General features: G+C 60.2%; 15 protein-coding genes. 2 read left to right on the forward strand and 13 right to left on the reverse strand.

Annotated features, from left to right (window positions below):
* Window positions 1–211: 211 nt before the first annotated feature.
* The 8 genes from AO353_RS09875 to AO353_RS09910 form a co-directional block, all read right to left on the reverse strand.
* Window positions 212–601, reverse strand: a complete 390-nt coding sequence (locus tag AO353_RS09875; protein ID WP_054594758.1) for a DUF6124 family protein — start codon at window positions 599–601, stop codon at window positions 212–214.
* Between the two features lie 367 nt (window positions 602–968).
* Complete coding sequence (locus tag AO353_RS09880; RefSeq protein WP_054594759.1) at window positions 969–1,919, reverse strand: response regulator; 951 nt, start codon at window positions 1,917–1,919, stop codon at window positions 969–971.
* A 180-nt stretch (window positions 1,920–2,099) separates the two neighbouring features.
* Window positions 2,100–2,861 carry a phosphate signaling complex protein PhoU gene (gene phoU / locus AO353_RS09885; RefSeq protein WP_054594760.1) on the reverse strand — a complete coding sequence of 254 codons (762 nt, stop codon included), beginning with the start codon at window positions 2,859–2,861 and terminating at the stop codon, window positions 2,100–2,102.
* Window positions 2,862–2,935: 74 nt separating this feature from the next.
* Entirely contained in the window at window positions 2,936–3,769 is an 834-nt protein-coding gene (gene pstB, locus AO353_RS09890; protein WP_054594761.1) for a phosphate ABC transporter ATP-binding protein PstB, read from the reverse strand.
* 171 nt (window positions 3,770–3,940) lie between these two features.
* Window positions 3,941–5,611, reverse strand: coding sequence for a phosphate ABC transporter permease PstA (gene pstA, locus AO353_RS09895; protein ID WP_054594762.1), 1,671 nt, complete (start codon window positions 5,609–5,611; stop codon window positions 3,941–3,943).
* A 15-nt stretch (window positions 5,612–5,626) separates the two neighbouring features.
* Window positions 5,627–7,909 carry an ABC transporter permease subunit gene (locus AO353_RS09900; RefSeq protein ID WP_054594763.1) on the reverse strand — a complete coding sequence of 761 codons (2,283 nt, stop codon included), beginning with the start codon at window positions 7,907–7,909 and terminating at the stop codon, window positions 5,627–5,629.
* Between the two features lie 237 nt (window positions 7,910–8,146).
* Window positions 8,147–9,151 carry a phosphate ABC transporter substrate-binding protein PstS gene (locus AO353_RS09905; RefSeq protein ID WP_054594764.1) on the reverse strand — a complete coding sequence of 335 codons (1,005 nt, stop codon included), beginning with the start codon at window positions 9,149–9,151 and terminating at the stop codon, window positions 8,147–8,149.
* 179 nt (window positions 9,152–9,330) lie between these two features.
* The gene (locus AO353_RS09910; RefSeq protein WP_054594765.1) at window positions 9,331–10,629 is read right to left on the reverse strand and encodes an MFS transporter; all 1,299 of its coding nucleotides are present in this window, start codon (window positions 10,627–10,629) and stop codon (window positions 9,331–9,333) included.
* A gap of 366 nt (window positions 10,630–10,995) precedes the next feature.
* Here AO353_RS09910 and AO353_RS09915 point away from each other — a divergent pair, with 366 nt between their 5' ends.
* Window positions 10,996–11,400, forward strand: a complete 405-nt coding sequence (locus AO353_RS09915; RefSeq protein ID WP_019694314.1) for an acyl-CoA thioesterase — start codon at window positions 10,996–10,998, stop codon at window positions 11,398–11,400.
* A 73-nt stretch (window positions 11,401–11,473) separates the two neighbouring features.
* Window positions 11,474–12,373 carry a D-hexose-6-phosphate mutarotase gene (locus AO353_RS09920; protein WP_054598206.1) on the forward strand — a complete coding sequence of 300 codons (900 nt, stop codon included), beginning with the start codon at window positions 11,474–11,476 and terminating at the stop codon, window positions 12,371–12,373.
* Window positions 12,374–12,546: 173 nt separating this feature from the next.
* Here AO353_RS09920 and AO353_RS09925 read toward each other — a convergent pair whose 3' ends face one another.
* The 5 genes from AO353_RS09925 to AO353_RS09945 form a co-directional block, all read right to left on the reverse strand.
* Window positions 12,547–13,083 carry a DUF3299 domain-containing protein gene (locus tag AO353_RS09925; protein WP_019694316.1) on the reverse strand — a complete coding sequence of 179 codons (537 nt, stop codon included), beginning with the start codon at window positions 13,081–13,083 and terminating at the stop codon, window positions 12,547–12,549.
* An 88-nt stretch (window positions 13,084–13,171) separates the two neighbouring features.
* On the reverse strand, window positions 13,172–13,420 hold the full coding sequence (locus tag AO353_RS09930) for a GlsB/YeaQ/YmgE family stress response membrane protein (RefSeq protein ID WP_054594766.1): 249 nt from the start codon (window positions 13,418–13,420) through the stop codon (window positions 13,172–13,174).
* A 106-nt stretch (window positions 13,421–13,526) separates the two neighbouring features.
* Complete coding sequence (locus AO353_RS09935; protein ID WP_054594767.1) at window positions 13,527–14,609, reverse strand: 5-(carboxyamino)imidazole ribonucleotide synthase; 1,083 nt, start codon at window positions 14,607–14,609, stop codon at window positions 13,527–13,529.
* Window positions 14,610–14,620: 11 nt separating this feature from the next.
* The gene (purE, locus tag AO353_RS09940; protein WP_019694319.1) at window positions 14,621–15,112 is read right to left on the reverse strand and encodes a 5-(carboxyamino)imidazole ribonucleotide mutase; all 492 of its coding nucleotides are present in this window, start codon (window positions 15,110–15,112) and stop codon (window positions 14,621–14,623) included.
* A gap of 240 nt (window positions 15,113–15,352) precedes the next feature.
* Window positions 15,353–16,261, reverse strand: a complete 909-nt coding sequence (locus tag AO353_RS09945; RefSeq protein WP_054594768.1) for a LysR substrate-binding domain-containing protein — start codon at window positions 16,259–16,261, stop codon at window positions 15,353–15,355.
* Between the last annotated feature and the right edge of the window lie 72 nt (window positions 16,262–16,333).

Consider the following 16,333-nt stretch of genomic DNA (forward strand, 5'->3'; position numbering starts at 1 on the left):
CAAGGTTCTGTCGAGGAAGGCCTGAAAACAGCCTAGCAGCCAGAATCGACCTGCGTAGTCGGCAGATGTTTCAAATGATCGCTCCCAAACCTTTGATGATCGTTCCCACGCTCCCGCGTGGGAATGCATCCTGTGACGCTCTGCGTCACGCACCAAAGCGGACGCGGAGCGTCTGGGGCGGCATTCCCACGCAGAGCGCGGGAACGATCAGCTACATCTTGACCCGGTACTCCGTTGGGTTCGGTGGGTCGAGGTTGTCCATGGCGCGGTCGATCAGCAGTTGGGCGCCTTCGGCCATGCGGTAGATGGCGAGGGCGACGTTGCGGCGGGAGCCTTCGATTTCGAAGGCGAGGTCGCCGGCAATGGCTTTGATGGAGGCGATGTCTTCAGAGGCGTTGGCCAGGAGGCTGTCGGTGTCGACGTCGGGGGCGACGATGAAGAGTTGGCCTTTGCGGGCGTCGGCCAGGTGGATCTTGGGTGGGGGCGTGCCCAGGTGGTGGTCGAGGGCGCGTTCGGCGGCTTCGTGGAGTTTTTTCGAATCGATGGATTCGTAGGGGGAAGTTGCTGGGTCTTCTGGTGGATTTGGTGTGATCTTGAACATTGGTGTATCTCCCTGGAACTTAGGAGCTGACACCGTTTCGCTTGCGCTTCGAAAGAGGTGGCAGCTGTGCGTTGGTGTGCAAGACCGGTCCAGGAACCCGGCAGACCCGAAGGTCTCCGACGCACAGCCGCCATAACGATTCGCGAGCATAAAAAAACGCTCGATGAATAGCCATCTACGATTGTGCACCTGGACCGGACTTGCACGTCCGTGTCACCGTTTTTTGGTGACAAGGTGAGACTAGCCGCGAACCACTGGCCGGACTAGTTACCGAACACCGCTACAACTTGAAGGAAATGTCCGAGGAAGTGGGGCTGTGATGATCGTTCCCACGCTCTGTATGGGAACGATCAGAGAGGTGAGGTACTTACGCGCCCGGTACGAAATGCTTCTGCGCCGTGCCGCGGGCGATCAGGCGGGAGATGTAGTCGAGCTTTTGCGCGTCCTGGTCGACGAAGCGGAAGGTCAGTTGCAGCCAGTCGCTGTCGGGTTTCGGCTCGTGAGCGACGATGGCGTGCAAGTAGCCATTCAGGCGTGCGACTTCGGCGTTGTCGCCCTGCTCCAGGTCGAGCACGGCGCTGTCGAGCACTTGCGGCAGGGTGTCGGTGCGCTTAACCACCAACAAGGCTTCCTTGATGCTCAACGCTTTGATGACGCAGGGCTGAGTACCACTGGGCAGGCGTAGTTGACCTTGGCCACGACCACCGGCCGGGGCCGCGGACGCCGCTGGTGCCTTGACCGGCGGGCTGTTGAGCAGACCGCGAGAAGGCGCGGCAGCGGCGGCCGGTGTGGCGGCGGCGGGCTTGGCGAACGGATTGACCGCAGCCGCTGCTGGGGCGACGACCGCAGCCTTGCCGCCCGTGAGCGCGCTGAGGGAGTCGTTGCCGAACGCCGAATTCATCTTGGTGGGTGCGCTGTTCATCAAGGTGTCGAGTTTGCCGACCTTGTTCAACGCCTGCTTGACCTTGGTCAACAGCTGCTCGTTGGTGAACGGTTTGCTGACATAGCCGGAAACGCCTGCCTGGATCGCCTGAACCACGTTTTCCTTGTCGCCACGGCTGGTAACCATGACAAACGGCATGCTCTTGAGATTGTCCTGCTCACGGCACCAGGTGAGCAGTTCGAGGCCAGACATTTCCGGCATTTCCCAGTCGCACAGGACCAGGTCGAATGCTTCCTTGGCCAGCATGGCCTGGGCCTTTTTGCCGTTGACGGCATCTTCGGTCCGGATACCCGGGAAGTAGTTGCGCAGGCACTTCTTTACCAGGTCGCGAATAAACGACGCATCGTCCACGACCAACACACTGATCTTGCTCATCCAACACCCCTATAGAAATCCCGGCAAGCATAACGCTGGCTGATGGCACTTTGCCAAAACTCTTCAGTCACGCCGGGACTTTTCGTTCGCGGGTGCTGCTTTTTCATTCGGCGTTTCAATTCGAAAGCCACACAAACAAAAACGCCCGACCACAAGGCCGGGCGCTTTACTTGGGCAATCTTACTTATCGTCAGCTTTGCCCGGAACATTAGCGCTTTCGGCACTTGTGCCTTCAACTTCTTCCTTCATGCGCTTGAGGCCCAGGTGACGGACATCGGTACCGCGCACCAGGTAAATCACCAACTCGGAAATATTGCGGGCGTGGTCGCCAATCCGCTCCAGCGAGCGCAGCACCCAAATAATGCTCAAGACCCGCGTGATAGAACGCGGATCTTCCATCATGTAGGTCGCCAGTTCGCGCAGGGCGGTCTTGTATTCACGGTCGATGACCTTGTCGTACTGGGCCACCGACAGCGCCAGCTCGGCGTCGAAGCGAGCGAAGGCATCCAGTGCGTCGCGAACCATGTTGCGCACCTGGTCGCCGATGTGCCGAACTTCGACATAACCGCGCGGGGCCTCGCCTTCTTCGCACAGCTGGATGGCACGACGGGCGATTTTGGTCGCTTCATCGCCGATGCGTTCCAGGTCGATGACCGACTTGGAGATGCTGATGATCAACCGCAAGTCGGACGCAGCCGGCTGACGACGGGCCAGAATGCGCAGGCATTCTTCGTCGATGTTGCGTTCCATCTGGTTGATCTGGTCGTCGATCTCGCGCACTTGCTGGGCCAGGCCCGAGTCCGCTTCGATCAGTGCAGTGACCGCGTCATTGACCTGCTTTTCGACCAGCCCGCCCATGGCCAGGAGGTGGCTGCGCACTTCCTCGAGCTCAGCGTTGAACTGCTGGGAGATGTGGTGGGTAAGGCCTTCTTTACTAATCATGTTGGCGTCCTTGGAGCGTCCGGTAAGGTGCGGTCTACCGCAGCGATGGTTAAGCGAGCAACGCTATCGGCATCCTAGCCATAACGACCGGTAATGTAGTCTTCGGTCTGCTTCTTCGCCGGATTGGTGAACAGGGTATCGGTGTCGCCGAATTCCACCAGTTTGCCCATGTACATGAACGCCGTGTAGTCGGAAACCCGCGCGGCCTGTTGCATGTTGTGGGTCACGATGACAATGGTGAACTTGGATTTCAGTTCGTAGATCAGCTCTTCGACTTTCAGCGTCGAGATCGGGTCGAGTGCCGAACACGGTTCGTCGAGCAGCAGCACTTCCGGCTCGACCGCGATGGTACGAGCGATCACCAGACGTTGCTGCTGACCACCGGACAAGCCCAGGGCCGACTCGTGCAGACGGTCTTTCACTTCATCCCAGAGTGCCGCGCCTTTCAATGCCCATTCGACGGCTTCGTCGAGCACACGCTTTTTGTTGATGCCCTGAATACGCAGGCCGTAGACCACGTTTTCATAGATGGTTTTCGGGAACGGGTTCGGCTTCTGGAACACCATGCCGACGCGACGACGCAGTTCGGCCACGTCTTCGCCCTTGCGGTAGATGTTGTTGCCGTAGAGGTTGATCTCACCTTCGACACGGCAGCCATCGACCAGATCGTTCATCCGGTTGAAGGTGCGCAGCAGCGTTGACTTACCGCAACCGGACGGGCCGATGAACGCGGTCACGCGCTGCTTGGGAATGTTCATGCTGACGTCGAACAGCGCTTGTTTGTCGCCGTAGAACAGGCTCAGGCTCGGCACTTCGATGGCCACGGTTTCCTGTGCCAGGTTCAGGCTCTGTTTGTCGCGACCCAGGGCCGACATGTTGATGCCGTGGGTGTGTGTTTCGTGCTGCATGGGAAACTCCCTGTGCTAACAAATTCGGTTCGGTTGACCGCAGGCCTGGCCTGCGATTACGCAATTCTTTGTAGGAGCAAGGCTTGCCTGCGATGGGGCCGGTGAGTGTTAACCGGTTCAACGCGGTGATGCCATCGCGAGCAAGCTTTGCTCCTACAGGGTCGGTGGTGATTAGCTATCCAAAGCTTTGTATTTCTCGCGCAGGTGGTTACGGATCCACACTGCCGACAGGTTGAGCGTGGCGATCACCAGCACCAGCAGCAGCGCCGTGGCGTACACCAGCGGCCGTGCGGCTTCGACGTTCGGGCTCTGGAAGCCGACGTCATAAATGTGGAAGCCCAGGTGCATGATTTTCTGGTCGAGGTGCAAGTACGGGTAGTTGCCGTCCACCGGCAGCGACGGCGCCAGTTTCACCACACCCACGAGCATCAGCGGCGCCACTTCACCGGCGGCGCGAGCCACGGCGAGGATCATCCCGGTCATCATCGCCGGGCTGGCCATCGGCAGCACGATCTTCCACAAGGTTTCAGCCTTGGTCGCGCCGAGGGCCAACGAGCCTTCACGCACGGTGCGAGGAATCCGCGCCAGGCCTTCTTCGGTGGCCACGATCACCACCGGCACCGCCAGCAGCGCCAGGGTCAGCGAGGCCCAGAGCAGGCCCGGCGTACCGAACGTCGGCGCCGGCAAGGCTTCAGGGAAGAACAAACGGTCAACCGAGCCGCCGAGTACATAAACGAAGAAGCCTAGACCGAACACGCCGTAAACGATCGCCGGAACGCCCGCCAGGTTGTTCACCGCGATGCGGATCAAGCGGGTCATCGGCCCCTGGCGTGCATATTCACGCAGGTAGACCGCTGCCAGTACGCCGAATGGAGTAACGATCATCGCCATGATCAGGGTCATCATCACGGTACCGAAGATCGCCGGGAAGATCCCGCCTTCGGTGTTGGCTTCACGCGGGTCGTCGCTGAGGAATTCCCAGACCTTGTTGAAGTAGAAACCCAGCTTGGTCAGGTAGCTCATGGCGTTCGGCTGGTAGGCATGAACCACTTTGCCGATGCCGATTTCAACTTCTTTGCCGTTGGCATCGCGAGCGGTCAGGCTGTCGCGGTTGAACTGCGCGTGCAGGTCGCTCAGGCGTGCCTCGACGTCTTTATAACGAGCGTTCAGCTCAGCGCGCTCAGTGTCCATGTCGGCTTGCGCGGTCGGATCGAGCTTGCCTTCAAGCTCCAGCTTGCGGCCGTGCAGGCGAATCCGCTCAAGGCCTGCGTTGATCGCGCCGATGTCGGTTTTTTCGAGGCTTTTGAGTTGTGCCGCGAGCTTGTTGACGCGGTCCACCCGCGCTTGCAGCTCCGGCCAGGCCGCTTCGCCTTCAGCGATGACCTTGCCGTCCTGTTTGACGTTGAGCAGGTAGCCGTAGAAGTTGCCCCACTCACGGCGCTCGATGGTCATCAGTTCGCGCGGCGTGCTCTGGTCGGTCAGCCACTCGCCGACGATCCAGGTGAAGTCATTGCCGTTGATGTCACGGTTACCGACCTTGATCAGCTCGCGGGTCATGAATTCCGGACCTTGGTCCGGCACAGGCAAACCTGCGGTTTTCAGACGCTCACGCGGCACTTCTTCCTTCTGCACCACTTCGCCGATGACGACATGATTGGCCTGGCCCGGCACGTTGTAACTGGCGTGCATCAGGTCTGCCGGCCAGAAGTGGCCCAGACCGCGCACGGCAATCACCGCCAGCAAACCAATGGTCATGATGACCGCGATGGACACCGCGCCACCGCTGATCCAGACGCCGGGGGCGCCGCTCTTGAACCATCCTTTCAGGGAGTTCTGTTTCACAGACTTCTACCTTTCTTAAAGCGACGAGTATTTCTTGCGCAGACGCTGACGGATCAGCTCCGCGAGGGTGTTCATGATGAAGGTGAACAGCAACAGCACCAGCGCCGACAGGAACAACACGCGGTAGTGACTGCCGCCGACTTCCGATTCGGGCATCTCTACCGCGACGTTGGCGGCCAGGGTGCGCAGACCTTCGAACAGGTTCATTTCCATGACCGGGGTGTTACCGGTGGCCATCAACACGATCATGGTTTCCCCGACCGCACGGCCCATGCCGATCATCAGTGCCGAGAAAATGCCCGGGCTGGCGGTCAGGATCACCACGCGAGTCATGGTCTGCCATGGCGTGGCGCCGAGGGCCAGGGAGCCCAGCGTCAGGCCGCGCGGCACGCTGAATACGGCGTCTTCGGCGATCGAGTAGATGTTTGGGATCACCGCAAAGCCCATGGCCAGGCCGACGACCAGTGCGTTGCGCTGGTCGTAGGTGATGCCCAGGTCGTGGGAGATCCACATGCGCATGTCGCCGCCGAAGAACCACGCTTCCATGTACGGGCTCATGAACAGCGACAACCAGCCCACAAACAGAATCACCGGGATCAGGATCGCGCTTTCCCAGCCGTCCGGCACTTTCAGGCGAATCGACTCGGGCAGGCGACTGAAGATGAAGCCGGCTACCAGAATGCCGATCGGCAAGAGCATCAACAGGCTGAAGATGCCCGGCAAGTGCCCTTCCACATACGGTGCGAGGAACAGGCCGGCGAAGAAGCCGAGGATCACCGTCGGCATCGCCTCCATCAATTCGATCACCGGCTTGACCTTGCGGCGCATGCCCGGCGCCATGAAGTAAGCGGTGTAGATCGCCGCAGCGACCGCCAGCGGTGCGGCCAGCAGCATCGCGTAGAACGCGGCTTTCAGCGTACCGAAGGTCAGTGGCGAAAGGCTCATCTTGGGTTCGAAGTCGGTGTTGGCCGCGGTCGATTGCCAGACGTATTTAGGCTCGTCGTAGTTTTCGTACCAGACCTTGCTCCACAGCGCGCTCCACGAAACTTCCGGGTGCGGGTTGTCGAGCAGCAGCGGTTGCAGCTTGCCGCCCTGCTCCACAATGATCCGGTTGGCACGCGGCGACAGGCCGAAGAGGCCCGCACCATCCACCACCTGGTTCACCAGCAAGGTGCGGTGAGCGGTGCTGTGGAACACCCCGAGCTTGCCGGCAGTGTCGAGGGCGACGAAGCCTTTGCGACGCTCTTCGGCGGTGATTTCAACGATCGGCGTGGTGCCCATCTGGAAGGTGCGGATCTGTTTCAGCCGTTGCTCGCCATCGGTATCGCGAGCCATGAACCACTGGGCCAGACCACCCTTGGAGTCGCCGATGATCAGCGAGATGCCGCCCACCAGTTGAGTACTGGCGGTCACTTGCGCTTCGCCGTCATCCAGCAGTTTGTAGCGACCGTTGAGGCTCTTGTCGCTCAGGCTGAAGACGTCGGCCTGGGCACGACCGTTGACCACGTACAGCCACTGCTGACGCGGGTCGACGAAGATGTTCTTCACCGGCTCGGTCATTTGCGGCAGTTCAATGCGCTTCTGCTCGTTGGTGACCTCACCGGTCATCATGTTTTCTTCGCTGCTCAGCGACAGCACATGCAATTGCGAACCGGTAGAGCCGGCGAGCAGCAGGGTCGAGTCGGTCGCATTGAGGCTGACGTGCTCCAGGGCGCCGCCCTGCTCGTTCAGTGCGATCGGCGTTTCGCCATACGGGAATTCGATGGCCGGCGAGATGGTTTTCTTGCCTTCCGGGTAACTGACTTTATAGGTGTGGCGGAACACCAGCGCCTGACCGTTGGACAAGCCCACGACGACCAGCGGATGGCCGGGCTGGTCTTTACCAATGGCGGTTACGCTGGTGCCGGCCGGAATCGGCAGGTCAATGCGGCTTAGCTCGGCGCCACTGTCGACATCAAAAAACAGCGCCTGGCCCTTGTCGGAAACCCGCATGGCGACCTGGTTCTGTTCTTCGAGGGAGATCATCAGCGGTTTGCCGGCGTCTTGCATCCAGGCCGGGGTGATCGCGTCTTTGGCGGTCAGGTTAGCGCCCTGAAACAGTGGCGCAACGACGTAGCCAAGGAAGAAGAAGATCAGCGTGATCGCGCCGAGTACGGCGAGGCCGCCGACGAGCACGTACCAGCGGGTCAGGCGGTCTTTGAGCGCGCGGATGCGGCGCTTGCGTTGGAGCTCAGGCGTATTGAAGTCAATTCGCTTGGGGGGATTGGTAGTCATGGTGGAATTGGCCAGATCATTCATGCGCACACCCTAGCGATCCTGTATGACAGAAAGATGACAATGCAGTGACGCAACAAATCCGCCGCCCGTGTGAACTGGCAGCGGACTGGAAAATTGAGGCCGGTATTTACCGGCATTTGTAGGAGCAAAGCTTGCTCGCGATTGCGGTTTGTCGGTCACATCCTTGTTGAATGTGCTGACGCCATCGCGGGCAAGCCTTGCTCCTACGGGTCCGGGGCGAACCCCGGACCTAGGGTTTTACTTTTTTGCGACTTCAGCGCCGCCCTCTTGCAGGCCCAGGTCAGCCAGTGCCTTGGCGGCAACTTTGGCTGGCAGTGGGATGTAGCCGTCTTTCACGACAACTTCCTGGCCCTGTTTGGACAGAACCAGTTTCACGAACTCGGCTTCCAGCGGGGCCAGAGGCTTGTTCGGGGCTTTGTTGACGTAAACGTAGAGGAAACGCGACAGCGGGTATTTGCCGTTCAGGGCGTTTTCTTCGCTGTCAGCGATGTAGTCAGTGCTGCCTTTCTTGGCCAGAGCCACAGTCTTCACGCTAGCGGTTTTGTAGCCGATGCCCGAGTAACCGATACCGTTCAGCGAAGAGCTGATCGATTGCACGACCGAAGCCGAGCCTGGTTGTTCGTTGACGTTTGGCTTGTAGTCGCCTTTGCACAGGGCTTCTTCTTTGAAGTAGCCGTACGTGCCGGATACCGAGTTACGGCCGAACAGTTGAACCGGCTTGTTGGCCAGGTCGCCGGTCACGCCCAGGTCACCCCAGGTTTTGACTTCTGCTTTAGCGCCGCACAGACGAGTCGAGGAGAAGATCGCGTCGACTTGTTCCATGGTCAGGTGCTGGATCGGGTTGTCCTTGTGCACGAACACGGCCAGGGCATCCACGGCAACCGGGATAGCGGTTGGCTTGTAGCCGTACTTCTGCTCGAAGGCCGCCAGTTCGGTGTCCTTCATCTTGCGGCTCATCGGGCCCAGGTTGGAGGTGCCTTCGGTCAACGCAGGTGGCGCGGTGGCGGAGCCAGCGGCCTGAATCTGGATGTTTACGTTCGGGTATTCTTTTTTGTAGTTCTCAGCCCACAGGGTCATGAGGTTGGCCAGGGTATCGGAACCGACGCTGGACAGGTTGCCCGAAACACCAGTGGCTTTGGTATAAGCCGGGATGGCTGGGTCTACACCAGCGGCTACCGCGTTGGCAGTTGCAACGCCAGCAGCGACAAACGTCATTGCCGCCATCAAACGCTTCAGTTTCATGCCTTACTCCTAGCAAATAGGGTGTGTTAAGTCGGGGCCAAGTATCGGCAGGCCGTGTGAACACTCTATGACCTGAATATGACAATTAGATGAAAGGCCAGCATTCCCTAGGAATACCGGCCTTTGGGGTACACCCGCAAAGGGGTGTGAGGGGGACTGCGATCTTTTGATTCAATGAATCAACGGTTGTTCTTCCAGAGGTAACCACCCACCAGGATGCCAATGCTGCAGATGATTGCCACATAGTAGGCAGGCCCCATCGGGCTTTCCTTGAGCAGCAGGGTGACGACCATCGGGGTCAGGCCGCCGAAGATCGCGTAAGCCAGGTTGTAGGAAAACGACAGGCCGCTAAAGCGCACCACGGCCGGGAACGCCTTGACCATCACGAATGGCACCGCGCCGATGGTGCCGACGAACAGGCCGGTCAGCGCGTACAGGGGGAATAGCCAGTCGGGGTGATCGAGCAGGCTGTGGTAGAAGGTCCAGGACGTCGCCAGCAGCGCTGCGCTGCCAAACACGAACACCCGGCCAGCGCCGAAGCGATCCGCCAACGCGCCGGAGATCACACAACCCAGGCTCAGGCACACGATGGCCACGCTATTGGCTTGCAGCGCGGTCGTGGCCGAGAAGTGATAAATGGTTTGCAGCACGGTCGGGGTCATCAGAATCACCACGATGATCCCGGCCGACAGTAGCCAGGTCAGCAGCATCGAGATGGCGATGGCGCCGCGATGGTCACGCAGTACCGCACGCAACGGCACTTCTTCGGCCAGCGCCTTGCGCAGTTGCAGCTCGGCGAACACCGGGGTTTCGTGCAGCCAGCGGCGCAGGTAGACCGAGAACAGACCAAACACACCGCCGAGCAGGAACGGGATCCGCCAGGCGTAATCAGCCACTTGCTCAGTGGTGTAGAGGCTGTTGATTGCGGTGGCGACCAGCGAGCCGAGCAGGATGCCGGCAGTCAAGCCGCACGTCAGCGTGCCGCAAGCGTAGCCGATGTGCCGCTGGGGCACGTGTTCGGAAACGAATACCCAGGCCCCCGGCACTTCACCGCCAATCGCCGCGCCCTGGATCACTCGCATCAGCAGCAACAGGATCGGCGCCCACAGGCCGATCTGCGCGTATGTCGGCAGCAAGCCCATGATCAGCGTCGGTACGGCCATCATGAAAATGCTCAGGGTGAACATTTTCTTGCGCCCCAGCAGGTCGCCGAAGTGCGCCATGACGATGCCGCCCAGTGGTCGCGCCAGGTAACCGGCGGCAAAGATGCCGAAGGTCTGCATCAGCCGCAGCCACTCGGGCATGTCCGCCGGGAAGAACAACTTGCCAACCACCGTGGCGAAGAACACGAAGATGATGAAGTCGTAAAACTCCAGCGCGCCGCCCAAGGCGGAAAGCGACAGTGTCTTGTAGTCGTTACCGGTCAAGGGGCGCGCAGGTTGCGCGGGTGTCGCGATGCTCGATGGCGCTGTGGTCATGGCAAGGGCTTCTCTTATAGTCAGATCCGCAACCCCAACAACGCTGGCAGGGGCTTGGGCAGGTTCGGCACGATAGCAAATTGTTCGAAAAAGCACAGGAAAGCGCGTATTTGGCAGTCAAAATGAGAACCCGATGGTCGTCTCGGAGTCTACCGACCGATATACTCGCAACCGTGCAACACTTTGTAAGGGGTTGCTGTGCGAAAACGTCGTTGGCCTTTGTCAGCCGGTTTCGCAGAGTTTCCCTTTAGCGCGCCTTATGGAAAACGTGACGAACGTAGTATGTTCGGGGCTGAATCGTTTTTCCCAAGACGGCTATTCACCCGCTACATATTCCAAGAGTCACGGCTCAGAGGCACCCTCGGCATGATAGAGCTCGAACAAGAAGATCCTATTCCGCAAGGCGATCTGGCCCTGCAAATCACCGCGCTTCCCCGCGAAACCAACGGCTTTGGCGATATTTTCGGCGGCTGGCTGGTGTCTCAGATGGATTTGGCCGGTACGGCGATGGCCAGCAAGGTCGCGGGCGGACGCGTCGCCACCGTGGCGATCGATCGCATGGCCTTCCTGGTGCCGGTCGCCGTGGGCGCGCAGCTGTCCTTCTATACTCAGGCAACGGAAATCGGCCGCAGCTCGATCAAGATGATGGTCGAGGTCTGGAGCGACGATCCACTCTCCAGCGAATGGCGTAAAGTCACTGAGGCGGTGTTCGTGTTCGTCGCCATCGATGGCAGCGGCCGCACCCGCTCGGTTCCGCCCAGAGCTCGTTAAACCGGGCGAGCGTTAAACCCGGCGGCCGTTTTACGGTCCATTGACGTCATTGATCCTGAACGAGATGTGCAACATGCCGACTCCCAACGTTGAAGCCGTGAAACTGGATGAACTGAACTGCTGGCGCATCCGCCACGGTCAGGCTGAATTGCTGGTGGCCCAGCAAGGCGCGCACATCCTCAGTTATCAACTGGCCGGGCAACCGCCGCTGATCTGGCTCAACGATGAGGCGGTGTTCAAAACCGGCAAAAGCATCCGCGCCGGTGTTCCCGTGTGCTGGCCGTGGTTTGGCAACCTGGACCGCAATCCGCCGAGCGTTCAGGCAATGCGCGTCAGCAACGAACCGCCGACCGCCCACGGTTTAGTGCGAGCGATGGACTGGGAACTGGGCGCCATTGAAGCCGAAGGCGAGAGCCTGAAGGTCGAGTTCGTCCTGCCCTACCTCGAAGGCGGCTTGCCGGGTTGGCCGTATGCGGTGGATCTGAAACTGAGCATTCGCCTGGATGAGCAACTGCATATCAACCTGACCAGCCAAAACCAGGGCAGTACGCCCGTCACCATCAGCCAGGCGCTGCACAGCTACTACGCCGTCAGCGATGTACGCAATGTGCACGTCGAAGGCCTGGACGGGCTGAGCTACATCGAAACCCTGGATAACTGGAAAACCGTGACTCAGACCGGCGACCTGCGTTTTGCCGGGGAGACTGACCGGATCTACCTGAATACACCGGCGCAATTGAGCATCGTCGATCCTGCCTGGGAACGGCGCATCGAGCTGACCAGCAGCGGCTCGCGCTCGACAGTAATCTGGAACCCGTGGATTGCGCGCGCGGCGCAGTTCAGTGACATGGCCGACGACGGCTGGCAGCGCATGCTGTGCATCGAAACGGCCAACGTGATGGATGACATCGTGACCCTGGCACCGGGGGCGAGTCATACGCTGGGCGTGAGCATCGCCAGCAAAACTCTTTAAGCAACACTGCGATCAACTGTGGCGAGGGAGCTTGCTCCCGCTCGGCCGCGAAGCGGTCGTAAAACCAGGCAATGGGTTCTGCCTGTCAGAACTCGATTGCTGGTGTTGGGACTGCTGCGCAGTCCAGCGGGAGCAAGCTCCCTCGCCACAAGTCTTGTGCAGAACTCCAGACCTTACAAATCCGACTCTTTGACCGCCCGCACTTTCGCCGCATCCAGTGCATACGCCGCATCGGCCAGGTCGTTGTTGACCTTCTCGATCTTCAGCGTGCCGGTGACCCACAGCGGTGTGTAGATATCGTCCAGCTTCAAGCCCTTCGGATAGCGCACCAGCACCAACTGGTTAGGCGGCGGTGGCGGCACGTGGATGCAGGCGCCCGGGTACGGCACCAGGAAGAACAGCGTGCTGCGACCCTTGGCATCGGTTTCCAAAGGCACGGGATACCCGCCGATGCGGATGTTCTTGTCGTTCATCGACGCCACGGTCTTGGTCGAATACATCACCGCCGGCAAGCCCTTGCTCTGCTTCAAGCCACCCTTGTCGGTAAAGGTGCCGTTGGCTTCGGGCGAGTTGTGGTCGATTTCAGGCATGGCCTCAAGGGCTTTTTGATCCGACTTGGGCATCAGTTCGAGCCAGTCGGTTTCCGGCAGTTCGCCGGCATGAGCCAGGCCAGTGCCCAGCAATAAGAGAGTCAGCAGAAGACGGCGCATGAAATGTGCTCGGCAAAGGGGAGTCAGTAAATCGTCGAGCATTCTAGCCCTCTCTGCCCATGCGGCAGAGAGGGCTTTGTCGCTTGAATCAGGTGTTTTTCTTGATCAGACCGTAGATCACCAGCAAAACAATCGCGCCCACCAGTGCACCGATGAAGCCCGCACCTTGGCCAGCCTGATAGATACCCAGCGCCTGGCCGCCGTACGTGGCCGCCAGCGAACCGCCGATGCCAAGCAGGATGGTCATGATCCAGCCCATGTTGTCGTCACCCGGTTTCAGGAAACGAGCCAGCAGGCCAACGATCAATCCGATGAAGATGGTTCCAATAATGTGCATGGCGTTTCCCTCTGAATGATGTGGGTATGCCAAAGCCTAGCCAGACTTTGGCATCCTGCCATCAGAGATCGGCGGCGACCGAAGGTTCCGTCGCTGCCAGATGAAACTACTCGGCAATCAGCGCTTCGACCTTGAGGATCTGCTGCGCAAGCGTCTCCCTGTCGGCGCAACGCAGGTTGGCATGACCGACCTTGCGGCCGACCTTGAACGCCTTGCCGTAGTGGTGCAGATGGCAATCGGCGATGGCAATGACCTTCTCCACCGGCGGTACCACACCGATGAAATTGAGCATCGCACTCTCGCCGACCTTGGCGGTCGAACCCAGCGGCAGGCCGGCAACGGCGCGCAGGTGGTTTTCGAACTGGCTGCACTCGGCGCCTTCAGTAGTCCAGTGGCCAGAGTTGTGTACGCGCGGGGCGATTTCGTTGGCCTTGAGGCCACCGTCGACTTCAAAGAACTCGAACGCCATCACGCCGACGTAATCCAGCTGCTTGAGCACGCGGCTGGAGTAATCCTCGGCCAGGGCTTGCAAGGGATGGTCGGTGCTGGCCACGGACAACTTGAGAATGCCGCTGTCGTGGGTGTTATGGACCAGCGGGTAGAACTTCGTTTCACCATCGCGAGCGCGCACGGCGATCAGCGACACTTCACCGGTGAACGGCACAAAGCCTTCCAGCAAACAGGCCACGCTGCCCAGCTCGGCGAACGTACCGAGCACATCGGCCGGCGTGCGCAGAACTTTCTGGCCTTTGCCGTCGTAACCCAGGGTGCGGGTTTTCAACACGGCGGGCAGGCCGATGGTGGCTACCGCAGCCTCCAGGTCGGCTTGCGAGTGGATATCGGCGAAAGCCGGCGTCGGAATGCCCAGGTCCTTGAACAGGCTCTTTTCGAACCAGCGATCACGGGCAATGCGCAGCGCTTCGGCACTCGGGTAAACCGGAACGAATTGCGACAGGAAGGCCACGGTTTCGGCAGGGACACTTTCGAACTCGAAGGTCACCAGGTCGACTTCATCGGCCAACTGGCGCAGGTGATCCTGATCGCCGTAATCGGCCCGCAGGTGCTCACCCAGCGCAGCTGCGCAGGCATCCGGCGCGGGGTCCAGAAAAGCGAAGTTCATTCCCAGCGGCGTACCTGCCAGGGCCAACATGCGACCCAACTGGCCGCCACCGATTACACCGATCTTCATCGTCAACAACCTCAGGCGATGCGTGGGTCTGGATTGTCCAGGACGCTGTCTGTCTGCTCAGCACGGAAGGTTTTCAGCACCGCGTGGAATTGCGGGTGCTTGGCGCCCAGGATACTCGCCGAGAGCAGGGCTGCGTTGATCGCGCCGGCCTTGCCGATGGCCAGGGTAGCGACCGGGATGCCCGCAGGCATCTGCACGATCGACAGCAGCGAATCGACGCCCGAAAGCATCGACGACTGCACCGGCACGCCCAGCACCGGCAGGTGGGTCTTGGCCGCACACATGCCAGGCAAGTGGGCCGCGCCGCCGGCACCGGCGATAATCACCTCGATGCCACGGGCCTCGGCCTCTTCGGCGTACTGGAACAGCAGGTCCGGGGTGCGGTGGGCAGAGACCACTTTCACCTCGTAAGGGATGCCGAGCTTTTCCAGCATATCGGCGGTGTGGCTAAGGGTGGACCAATCGGACTTGGAGCCCATGATCACGCCAACCAGTGCGCTCATCGTCGTGCCTCTTCTCTCTGGGCGCCCGCAGGCGCGTCAAAAAACAACAAGCCACGCAAATGCGTGGCTTGTTGTACGAATTATGGCCAGACGAACCGGCCGAAGGCCGCGCAGTATACCTCAATGAAGCAGATAAACAGCCCCCCGCGCGACCATCTGTCATACGGCGCAAAGTACCGGTTTTATTGACTTGAAGGTCAATCCAATACAACACGAATCCCACACTGAATCTTCAGAGTCTCAAGGGGTTTGCGCGGCGCTGCCTTCCAGCTTGCGCCACAACAGCCTTACGTTGGCCTTGCGTACCAGCGCGCAGCGGTACAAACGAATTTCCAGTGGCACGTGCCATTGCGGGCCGCCGCAGACCACCAGCTCACCGCGCGCCAGTTCGGCACGCACGCTGAGCTGCGGCACCCAGGCAATGCCCAGCCCTTCCAGCGCCATGCTTTTCAGGCTGTCGGCCATGGCGGTTTCATAAATGGTGGTGAAACGCAGCGCGCGCTGGCGCAGCAGCATGTTCACCGAACGCCCGAGAAAAGCCCCGGCGCTGTAAGCCAACAGCGGCACGCTGGCCTCGCCTTCGAGGTCAAACAGCGGCTTGCCATCCGCATCGGCCGCACAAACCGGGAGCATTTCGGTGTCGCCCAGGTGCAGTGACGGGAAAATCTCCGGGTCCATTTGCATGGCCGCATCCGGGTCATAAAACGCCAGCATCAGATCGCAGCCGCCTTCGCGCAACGCGTGCACGGCGTCGCCGACGTTGGTCGCCACCAGCCGCGTCGCAATGTTCAGGCCTTCATTGCGCAATTGCGCGATCCAGCGCGGAAAGAAACCCAGGGCCAGGGAGTGAGCGGCAGCGACTTGCATCACTTCGCCCTGCCCGCCTTCGAGGTGATGCAAATGCCGCAGCACTTCGCCGAGTTGCTCGACCACCGTACGCGCCGTGACCAGAAACAACTGCCCCGCCGCCGTCAGTTCGATGGGCGTGCGCGAGCGATTGACCAGAGTCAGCCCCAGCGCGGCTTCGAGGCTGCGGATCCGCCGACTGAATGCCGGCTGAGTCACAAAGCGCCGTTCGGCGGCCTGCGAAAAGCTGCGGGTGGCGGCCAGGGCACTAAAGTCCTCGAGCCATTTGCTTTCCAGATTCATCACGCCCTCCCGGACACGCACCAATTTAGGTCACACGCTTGCCGTATACACGGCGTCACACGGGTATTATGC

Source organism: Pseudomonas fluorescens (assembly GCF_001307155.1).
GTDB classification, from domain to species: Bacteria; Pseudomonadota; Gammaproteobacteria; order Pseudomonadales; family Pseudomonadaceae; genus Aquipseudomonas; species Aquipseudomonas helvetica.